A 9763-nucleotide genomic window follows, 5' to 3' on the forward strand; every position below is an offset into this window, starting at 1 on the left:
CATGCCGCATTTTGTAATTGATTGCTCAAAAGATATTTTAGAAATACAAGACCCTAAGTCTGTCGTGCTTCAAGTTCATAATGATGCCAATAATTCAGATTTATTTGAGGAAAACGATATTAAAGTACGCCTAAACCCCTTTGCAGATAATTATTTAGTTGGTGGAAAAGAAGCCTCATTTATTCATGTATTTGCAAATATTATGGAAGGCAGAACTACCGAGCAGAAAGCAAAACTTTCAAAACAAATCGTGTCTGGATTGAAAACAATGTTTCCTAATATTCCCTTTATTGCTATTAATATTAGAGATTTTGAAAAAGCAACATATTGTAATAAATCGATGATTTAGAATAATGAAAAATAAATTCTACCAATACATACAAAATTTACAAGATACTATTACTTCTAAACTAGAAGACATCGATGGTAAAGCCAAATTTAAACAAGACATTTGGAAACGTCCTGAAGGTGGCGGCGGAAGAACACGCGTAATTGAAAACGGCAACGTTTTCGAAAAAGGAGGTGTAAATATTTCGGGAGTTCATGGTAAATTACCAAAATCCATGCAAGCCTATTTTAAGGTTGGTAATGTGGATTTTTTTGCATGTGGACTAAGTTTAGTTTTGCATCCAAAAACCCCGATGGTACCAACCGTTCATGCGAATTGGCGCTATTTTGAAATGTATGATAAAGACGGAGAAATTATTGATAGTTGGTTTGGTGGCGGACAAGATTTAACGCCTTATTACCTATTTGAAGAAGATGCAAAGCATTTTCATCACACCTGTAAAACAGCTTGTGATAAGCATAACCCTAAGTTTTATCCAACTTATAAAAAACGTTGTGATGAATATTTTTATAATGCACACCGAAATGAAGGCAGAGGCATTGGCGGTTTGTTTTTCGATTATTGTAAAGCAACAGAAACCATGACTATGGAAAATTGGTATAACTTTGTAACTGAGGTTGGTAATAGTTTTATTGATGCTTATGTGCCTATTGTTGAGAAACGAAAAGATTTACCATATACTGAAGCACAACGAAACTGGCAAGAAATCCGCCGTGGGAGATATGTAGAGTTTAATTTAGTGCATGATAAAGGCACCCTTTTCGGTTTAAAAACCAACGGACGTATTGAAAGTATTTTAATGAGCTTGCCACCACGTGTACAATGGGTGTACGACCATCATCCAGAAGCTGGAAGTGAAGAAGAAAAATTAATAGCCGTTTTGAAAAGCCCTAGAAGATGGATAGTATAACTTTTTTTAAAGGAAAAGGTAAAGACTTATTTAATCATGCCGTTTTTTCTTTAAAATATAATCGAGAGATTATTTTCATAAAAAGCTTACAAGATTTGGTTGATTTAAGAGGCATTAACGAGCCACATTGTCTTGTTCGTAAAGGTTCAATCCTTAGATTCCTCTTGTTAACTGATGGCGGATACTATAACATTATTAATAAAGAATATCATCAAAAAATAAAATTCAAATTTGATTCAAAATTAAATGAGACAAAAAAGACAAATCTTGTAAATGATAAATCATTTGTTTTTTCGATAACTAATTTGAATTTTAATAAAGCAACAACGGGCATACCAATAGATAGCTTTTTAAAACAAGTTGTTATGTCAAATGCAGATAAGTCTTATGATGAATTCCTCAATCTAGCTCACATAGAAAAAGAATACACCGTAAAAAAGATTATCGATTTAATAGCCAATGGTCATGGCGGTGTTCACATAGAAAAATCTTGGAGTAAAAAATTAAATATTTCTGATGTGTTTTCAGATGAAACTAGTCCTCTAAATATTAGTTTTAATAGTAAACTGCATAATATTGTTGACGATATCTCACTTATATGCATTGAAGCAATGCTTCCTATATGTGAAAAAATAGTTTCGCAACAAGAAAAAAAAGTTGACTTAGTTTTTAAAGCACAAGTATCTTTACCTAACACAAAATAACCTAAAATATGTTCCCACTAAGAAGAAACAGAAGATTAAGAACCAACGAAGCCATCCGTTCTCTAGTTAGAGAAACTATCATCAAACCAAACGATTTTTTAGTACCGCTTTTTGTTGTGGAAGGCAAAGGTGTAAAAGATGAAATTCCATCAATGCCTAATTACTTTCGTTACAGTTTAGATTTATTAGAAGGTGAAGCTAAAGAACTCTGGAAGCTAGGTTTAAAATCGGTATTACTTTTTGTAAAAGTGCCTGATAACCTAAAAGATAATAAAGGAAAGGAAGCCTTAAATCCAAACGGATTGATGCAGCGTGCTATAAAAACGGTAAAAAATGTGTGCCCAGATATGTTGGTTATGACCGATGTGGCGCTAGATCCATATTCTATTTACGGGCACGATGGCATTATAGAAAATGGTGTTATTGTTAATGATGATACCGCAGAGTTTTTAGCAGAAATGAGTATTTCTCATGCAGAAGCTGGAGCCAATTTCGTAGCACCTAGCGATATGATGGACGGACGTATTTTAACCATTCGCGAAGCTTTAGAATACGAAGGTTATACAGATATTGGTATTATGAGTTATTCAGCAAAATATGCCTCTGCTTTTTACGGTCCTTTTCGAGATGCTTTAGATTCTGCTCCGGTAGATTTAAAAAACATTCCAAAAGACAAAAAGACCTATCAAATGGATTTTGCCAATAGACATGAAGCACTCAGGGAAACCGAAATGGATATTGATGAAGGCGCAGACATTGTTATGGTAAAGCCAGGAATAGCATATTTAGATATACTTCGTGAAATTAAAAACGAATTTGATGTCCCTGTTGCCGTATATCAAGTTTCTGGAGAATATGCGATGATAAAAGCTGCTGCAGAAAAAGGTTGGTTAAATCATGATCAAATTATAATGGAAACAACCACAGCTTTTAAACGTGCTGGAGCTGATGTGATTGCGAGTTACTTTGCCAAAGATATTGTAAAAATGATTTCGTAACTTTCAAGACCATTATTATCATTCTATCTATGATTCGTTTTAAAGTTTTTACAATTTTATGCTTACTGTTTTATGTTCAAACAGCAAGCGCACAGCTAAGCTACGACACGCCAGAATCTGTTGGATTAGATTCAACTTACATAAAATCCAATGTCGATGCTATCATGCAAGATGCTATTATTCAAAAAGCATTTCCTGGAGCACAATTGTTAGTCGCTAAACAAGGCAAAATTATTTTCCATGAGGCTTATGGGTTTCATACTTACGATAGTATTCAAAAAGTAAACTTAGACGATGTATACGATTTAGCATCTGTTACCAAAATAACAGGACCCCTTCCTGCTTTAATGAGACTTTATGAAGAAGGCAAATTAGATTTAGATGCTCCTTTTAGCAACTATTGGGACGATTGGGAAAACAAAAAAAGCAAAAAACATATAACACTCAGAGAGCTTTTAGCACATCAATCAGGGTTAAAACCATATATTGCTTTTTTAGGCGACGTTTTAAAAAATGGAAAAGTTAAAAAGCGATTTGTTAAAACTGAAAAAAGCAAACGGTTTTCAAATCAGTTTTACAACAACATGTACGTAAAAAACAGGTTTAAAAATAAAGTCTATAGAAAAATTAAACGCGTTAAAGCCGATGGAAAAAAGGAGTATTTATACTCTGGAATTGCTTCATTAATTTATCCGCAATTAATAGAAGATATAACAGGTGTCTCTTACAGAACATACATTCAAAATAATTTTTACAAACCATTAGGTTGCAGCACACTTGGGTATCTTCCAAAAGATAAAAATTTTAAAAACGCTATTGTACCCACAGAAATAGATACCATTTTTAGAAAAACACTTGTTAAAGGCTGGGTGCATGATGATAACGCTGGACTTTTAGGAGGTGTTTCTGGTAATGCTGGCTTATTTGGTAGTGCAACAGATTTGGCAAAATACATGCAAATGTTTATCCAAAACGGAACTTATGCTAACAAACAATATTTTAAACCAGAAACCGTAAAAGAATTTACCAGAATTCAATACCCAGAAAATAATAACCGTCGAGGTTTAGGCTTCGATAAGCCCTTAATTGGTAACGATACTTTAAACATTAAAGAGGCTTATCCTGCGCCACAAGTAAGTCCAGAAAGTTTTGGTCATTCAGGTTTTACAGGCACCTTTGTTTGGGCAGACCCAAAAAACGAACTTGTTTTTATATTTCTTTCAAATCGTGTGTATCCAAGCAGAACACATCGAAATATCTACAATTTGAATATTAGACCCAAATTGCAACAAGTATTTTACACCACATTAAAAGATTAAGCTCACAAATAATTAGTATTTTAGACATTTAAAATATCTTATGGGATTACTTCTGTTTTACGCCTTTATTTCTATTTTCTTTTCGTTTTTATGCTCTATTTTAGAAGCTGTATTATTAAGTGTTACAAGAACATTTATTAATGTAAAAAAGCAAGAAGGTAAAGATTATGCCTCTGCTTTAGAAGCCTTAAAAAAAGATGTAGATAGACCATTAATTGCTATTCTTACATTAAACACTATTGCACACACCGTAGGTGCTATTTTAGTTGGTGTACAAGCGAAAGTGGCTTACTCTGAATTATACGGCTCGGAAACAAAAACGGTTTTTGGTTTTACGTTTACAGAAGACTTAATGGTTGGTGTGGTTTCTACAATTATGACTATTTTAATATTAGTAGCTTCAGAAATAATACCAAAAACCATCGGCGCAACCTATTGGAAATCTTTAGCAAATTTTACAACCAAAGCATTAAAAATTTTAATCTTTCCTTTAAAATGGACAGGGTTATTATGGTTGCTTCAACTCACCACAAAGTTAATTGGTGGCAAAGGTCATGGTAGTATTTTAAGTCGAGAAGGCTTTTTGGTGATGACAGATATGGCGCATGAAGAAGGTGTATTTCATGAATCTGAAAGCAAAGTCATTAAAAATCTTTTAAACTTTAAAGAGATTAAGGCAAAAGATGTGATGACACCTCGAACGGTTATGAAATTAGAAAATGAAGCCACAACTGTTGAAGCTTTTTTTAATGAAAACTTGAACCTTCGTTTTTCCAGAGTTCCAATATTTACCGATACTGAAGATAATATAAAAGGCTTGGTTTTAAAAGATGATGTCTTTAAAGAAATGGCACTTGGTAACGGTGGTAAAAAACTTTCTGAGCTTAAACGAAATATTATTATTGTAGATAGAAATATGGCCATTCCAACACTATTTGAACAACTTGTTGAAACTAGAAACCACATGGCTTTAGTTGTTGATGAATACGGAACAGTTAGCGGTTTAGTAACTATGGAAGATGTCATTGAAACCTTATTGGGTTTAGAAATTATGGACGAAAGCGATAACGTATCAGACTTACAACTGCAGGCCAGAAAAAATTGGGAGGCAAGAGCAAAAAAATTAGGCATTTTAGAGGAACCAAATTCTGAAAATTAATGGAAGCCTGCATCATCAAATCCCCTTTAGGGTTCACTAAAATTATTGGTGACGAAGATGGTATTACTTCTGTTACTGTTTTAAATTCTGAGGAAAAAATTACCGACATTATTCCTGTTGAATTAGAAGATTGTGTGATTCAGCTTAACGAATATTTTGAAGGCACACGCAAACAATTCGATTTAAACCTCAATCCAAAAGGCACCAGTTTTCAACAAAAAGTTTGGAACACATTAGAGCAAATTCCATATGGAAAAACTCTTTCGTATTTAGAATTATCAAAACAACTAGGCGATGTAAAAGCTATAAGAGCAGTCGCCAATGCCAATGGTAAAAACCCCCTCTGGATTATCGTTCCGTGTCACCGCGTTGTTGGTAGCGATGGTAGTTTAACGGGTTATGCTGGTGGATTACATCGTAAACAATGGCTATTAGAACACGAAAGCCCATATAAGCAACAATCTCTTTTTTAAATTAATAAGAAAACAACTATTAAATAAGCTTTATTTTTATAATTTTTTATCGTATAGAATTTCTTATCTTTATTTCTACATTAAAAATTAATAGATGAAATTCTTAAAAAAATTCTTTAAGTGGATTATAATACTATTTGGATTATTGGTGGTTGTACTTTATGCAACCGATACCGATTATTTACTTAAAGCTGTAAGAACCATTTACCTTACCGGGCATTCTACAGCGTATTTAGAAGATTACAAAAAATTTGATAATCAAGTTGTTGAAAATGGCACACCTCAACCGTGGCCAAATCATAAAAATTATAATTCGGTACAAGAATCCAAAAGTTTAAAGCAAATAAACAAAACCAATAAAACTATTGCCTATGTTATTATAAAAAATGATAGCATTTGGTTTGAAAACTATTATGATGGTTTTAATGAGAATTCTCAAACTAACTCTTTTTCTATGGCTAAAAGCTATGTATCTGGGCTCATGGGAAAAGCTATTCAAGAGGGGTATATTAAAAGTTTAGATCAACCTGTTAGCGATTTTTTACCAACTTTTAATGAAGGACTTGCCGCTAAAATGACAGTTGGCGATTTGTCTTCAATGGCATCTGGTACCAACTGGGACGAAAAATATTATTCACCCTTATCCATTACAACACGTGCTTATTTTGATGACGATTTAGAAAAAGTGATGTTAGGTTTAAAAGTTGTTAGAGAACCTGGAACCTCTTATAAATATGCTAGCGGAGACACCCAAATGCTAGCCATGGTTATTGAAAAAGCTACAGGCAAAAAAATGTACGACTATTTAACCGAAAGTTTTTGGAAACCATTAGGTTCTGAAAACCCAACACTTTGGCAAGTCGATAGCGAAGATCATGATTTAGTAAAAGCCTACTGCTGTATTGCTAGTAATGCTAAAGATTTTGCGCGTTTTGGAAAACTTTATAAAGATTACGGAAAATGGAACGGACAACAAGTGTTAGATTCTGCTTTTGTAGCTAAATCTTTAAAACCTCGTTTTCCTGAAAGTCCAGAATACGGTTACGGTTGGTGGTTAAAAACTATCGGAGATAAACACTTTTTTATGATGCGTGGACATCTTGGGCAATATGTTTTTGTAGAACCCAACGACAATATTATTATTGTAAGATTAGGACACTCTAAAGGCCCAGGAGATGCTGTGGCAACATTTACTGATGATATTACGACTTATATTAAAGAAGCCTATAAAATGCTAGGTTATGATCTCTAAACTCAATTTAGAAAACATCTTATTTTTGGACATTGAAACCGTGCCAGAAACACAATATTTTTCTGATTTAGATGAAACCAAACAAGCCCTTTGGGAGCACAAATCACAGTACCAACGTAAAGACGAATTTACAGCAGAAGAATTTTACGAACGTGCTGGCATTTGGGCAGAATTTGGTAAAATAGTTTGTATATCAGTTGGGTATTTTACGCATCAAGGTGATAATAGAAAATTTAGAGTCACTTCTTTTTATGGCGATGAAATTAAAATTCTTAAAGATTTTAAAAACCTATTAATCTCGCATTTTAGTGAAACCAAGCACTTGCTTTGTGCGCATAATGGAAAGGAATTCGACTTTCCGTACATTGCCAGAAGAATGATTATTCATAATATTGAATTACCGTACAAACTTAATTTATTTGGCAAAAAACCTTGGGAAGTTCCACATTTAGATACTTTAGAATTATGGAAATTTGGCGATTATAAAACTTACACATCACTAAAACTATTAACCAATGTTTTGAGAATACCATCACCTAAAGATGATATTGACGGTAGTGAAGTTTATAGAGTATATTATGAAGAAAACGAAATAGATCGTATTATTATTTACTGTGAAAAAGATACGATTGCAGTAGCACAAATATTCTTAAGGCTACGTGGTGATACGCTTTTAAGCAGTGAAGAAATTATTCATATTTAACAATTCTCAAAATTTATCAAAATAAAAAAAGTCCGGATAATAATTTTATCTGGACTTTTTCATAACGTTTAAAAGGTTAAGTTAATTACTCTTAATAAACTTTTTTGTCATAGTTACATTGCCATCATTTACTTCTATATAATACATTCCAGCTTCTAAGTTATTTACCCTAACTTCTTGGGTAGTTTTTCCTGTATTAACAACTTGACCTAACATATTTATAATTTTGTAAGACATATTTGCTCCTTTTGAAAGTTTAATATTTAAAACATTGCCTTTAACTGGGTTTGGATATAGCATAAATGTATTTGCAGTATTCGTATCAACATCTAACAGCTTCTTTTTTAAGTTATTTTTAGCTAATGCTGATGTTGTTGTTAAGCTAATATTATCTATAGCAATATCTGCTTGCCAAGTACTTCCAGTTACTCTATTAAATCGTAATTGAACACTATTACCAACATAAGAAGATAAGTCTATACTCTCCGTTTGCCATGAGTTGCCTTTATTACCAGACTCACTCCAAATACTTGTCCAACTTATACCATTATTATTACTTGCTTCTAAAGCAATAGTTCCCATATCTGAAGATCCATACATATGATAATTAAAGCTAAATATTGCTGAAGATTCTCCGCTTAAATCATAGCAAGGCGAATTAATAATGGCTTGTTTACTTGGTGTAGCATTACCAGAAGCCTCAACATAGATATAATAACTTCCTTGAACCGCACTAGAAGGCCCTGTGTTATTTGAAGGGGTTCCGTTAGCATCAACTGTCCAATCGATATCATCTGATGCAGATTGTGTCCATGCACCCAAAGTGTTCTCAAAACCTTCGGCATAAGGGAACGATGTAATACCACCTGAACATCCTGATACTATAACTTCTCCTTCAATCATACTAACATCATCAATAGCTATATCTGCTTTCCATGTACTGCCAACGAATCTATTAAATCGTAATTTAATACCTCCACCTGTGTAAGCAGAAACATCAACATTTGCTACTTGCCACGAATTACCTTTATTACCAAATTGACTCCAAATACTAGTCCATGTATTACCTTCATCTGTACTTATTTCTAAATCTAAAGTACCCATATCAGCATCTCCAAACATGTGATATTTAAAACTAAATGTTGCTTCAGATAAACTACTTAAATCAAAGCAAGGAGAATTTAATATTGCTCTTTTATTTGGATAACCAGTACCATTACCAGAGGCCTCAACATAAATATAATAACTACCTTGAACTGCGCTAGAAGGACCTGTATTATTTGATGGAGTTGCATTAGCATAGATTGCCCAATCGATATCATCTGACGAGGATTGTGTCCATGCACCTAAAGTGTTTTCAAAACCTTCTGAATAAGGAAATGAAGAAACGCCTCCAATACATCCACTTGGAACTTCTGCTACATTAACTGTTCGTGTTACTTGTGTAGCGGCATTTCCTGCGGTATCGCTTACATTATAAGTTACAACATATGTGCCTGCTGTGTTGGTGTCAACCACATCGCCTGCTACAACTACACTGGCTGTAATATCGCCATCTTTATTATCATTCGCTGTTGCGCCTTGTTCAGTGTAAACATCTCCTACGTTTAAATCTATAGTCGATGCACCGTTTAAGGTGATGACTGGAGCAGTAGTGTCTGGGATTACGTTTACTGTTCGTGTTACTTGTGTTGCGGCATTACCTGCGGCGTCACTTACATTATAAGTTACAACATATGTGCCTGCTGTGTTGGTGTCAACCACATCGCCTGCTACAACTACACTGGCTGTAATATCGCCATCTTTATTATCATTCGCTGTTGCGCCTTGTTCAGTGTAAACATCTCCTACGTTTAAATCTATAGTCGATGCACCGTTTAATGTGATGACTGGGGC

Annotated in this window: 10 protein-coding genes; 9 read left to right on the top strand and 1 reads right to left on the bottom strand. The window is 33.8% G+C overall.

What is annotated here, in order from left to right; translation table 11 throughout:
* Nucleotide 1: 1 nt before the first annotated feature.
* From RG22_RS07835 to RG22_RS07875, 9 genes are all read left to right on the top strand, one after another.
* On the top strand, nt 2–349 hold the full coding sequence (locus RG22_RS07835; RefSeq protein WP_034042237.1) for a 5-carboxymethyl-2-hydroxymuconate Delta-isomerase: 348 nt from the start codon (nt 2–4) through the stop codon (nt 347–349).
* Between the two features lie 4 nt (nt 350–353).
* Complete coding sequence (gene hemF, locus RG22_RS07840) at nt 354–1259, top strand: oxygen-dependent coproporphyrinogen oxidase (protein ID WP_034042239.1); 906 nt, start codon at nt 354–356, stop codon at nt 1257–1259.
* On the top strand, nt 1247–1963 hold the full coding sequence (locus RG22_RS07845; RefSeq protein ID WP_034042241.1) for a hypothetical protein: 717 nt from the start codon (nt 1247–1249) through the stop codon (nt 1961–1963). The genes hemF and RG22_RS07845 overlap by 13 nt, the downstream gene beginning before the upstream one ends.
* Nucleotides 1964–1971: 8 nt before the next feature.
* Nucleotides 1972–2961, top strand: a complete 990-nt coding sequence (gene hemB, locus RG22_RS07850) for a porphobilinogen synthase (protein ID WP_034042243.1) — start codon at nt 1972–1974, stop codon at nt 2959–2961.
* A 29-nt stretch (nt 2962–2990) separates the two neighbouring features.
* Entirely contained in the window at nt 2991–4280 is a 1290-nt protein-coding gene (locus RG22_RS07855; RefSeq protein ID WP_052143681.1) for a serine hydrolase domain-containing protein, read from the top strand.
* Nucleotides 4281–4320: 40 nt separating this feature from the next.
* Entirely contained in the window at nt 4321–5439 is a 1119-nt protein-coding gene (locus RG22_RS07860; protein WP_034042245.1) for a CNNM domain-containing protein, read from the top strand.
* Complete coding sequence (locus RG22_RS07865) at nt 5439–5912, top strand: methylated-DNA--[protein]-cysteine S-methyltransferase (RefSeq protein WP_034042246.1); 474 nt, start codon at nt 5439–5441, stop codon at nt 5910–5912. The genes RG22_RS07860 and RG22_RS07865 overlap by 1 nt, the downstream gene beginning before the upstream one ends.
* A gap of 94 nt (nt 5913–6006) precedes the next feature.
* Nucleotides 6007–7164, top strand: a complete 1158-nt coding sequence (locus tag RG22_RS07870; RefSeq protein WP_034042247.1) for a serine hydrolase domain-containing protein — start codon at nt 6007–6009, stop codon at nt 7162–7164.
* On the top strand, nt 7154–7867 hold the full coding sequence (locus RG22_RS07875; protein WP_034042248.1) for a 3'-5' exonuclease: 714 nt from the start codon (nt 7154–7156) through the stop codon (nt 7865–7867). The genes RG22_RS07870 and RG22_RS07875 overlap by 11 nt, the downstream gene beginning before the upstream one ends.
* 81 nt (nt 7868–7948) lie before the next feature.
* Here the strand turns inward: RG22_RS07875 and RG22_RS17870 are convergent.
* Nucleotides 7949–9763: immunoglobulin-like domain-containing protein (locus tag RG22_RS17870; protein WP_204244180.1), on the bottom strand; the 1815-nt coding region annotated here is incomplete at its 5' end.

Source organism: Wocania ichthyoenteri Th78 (genome assembly GCF_000789235.1).
Taxonomy (GTDB): domain Bacteria; phylum Bacteroidota; class Bacteroidia; order Flavobacteriales; family Flavobacteriaceae; genus Wocania_A; species Wocania_A ichthyoenteri.

What these genes read in the sequence shown, in the direction of transcription:
- RG22_RS07845 (WP_034042241.1), top strand. Translation starts at nt 1,247, where the DNA reads ATGGATAGTATAACTTTTTTTAAAGGAAAAGGTAAAGACTTATTTAAT.
- RG22_RS07865 (WP_034042246.1), top strand. Translation starts at nt 5,439, where the DNA reads ATGGAAGCCTGCATCATCAAATCCCCTTTAGGGTTCACTAAAATTATT.
- hemB (WP_034042243.1), top strand. Translation starts at nt 1,972, where the DNA reads ATGTTCCCACTAAGAAGAAACAGAAGATTAAGAACCAACGAAGCCATC.
- RG22_RS07875 (WP_034042248.1), top strand. Translation starts at nt 7,154, where the DNA reads ATGATCTCTAAACTCAATTTAGAAAACATCTTATTTTTGGACATTGAA.
- RG22_RS07860 (WP_034042245.1), top strand. Translation starts at nt 4,321, where the DNA reads ATGGGATTACTTCTGTTTTACGCCTTTATTTCTATTTTCTTTTCGTTT.
- hemF (WP_034042239.1), top strand. Translation starts at nt 354, where the DNA reads ATGAAAAATAAATTCTACCAATACATACAAAATTTACAAGATACTATT.
- RG22_RS07835 (WP_034042237.1), top strand. Translation starts at nt 2, where the DNA reads ATGCCGCATTTTGTAATTGATTGCTCAAAAGATATTTTAGAAATACAA.
- RG22_RS07870 (WP_034042247.1), top strand. Translation starts at nt 6,007, where the DNA reads ATGAAATTCTTAAAAAAATTCTTTAAGTGGATTATAATACTATTTGGA.
- RG22_RS07855 (WP_052143681.1), top strand. Translation starts at nt 2,991, where the DNA reads ATGATTCGTTTTAAAGTTTTTACAATTTTATGCTTACTGTTTTATGTT.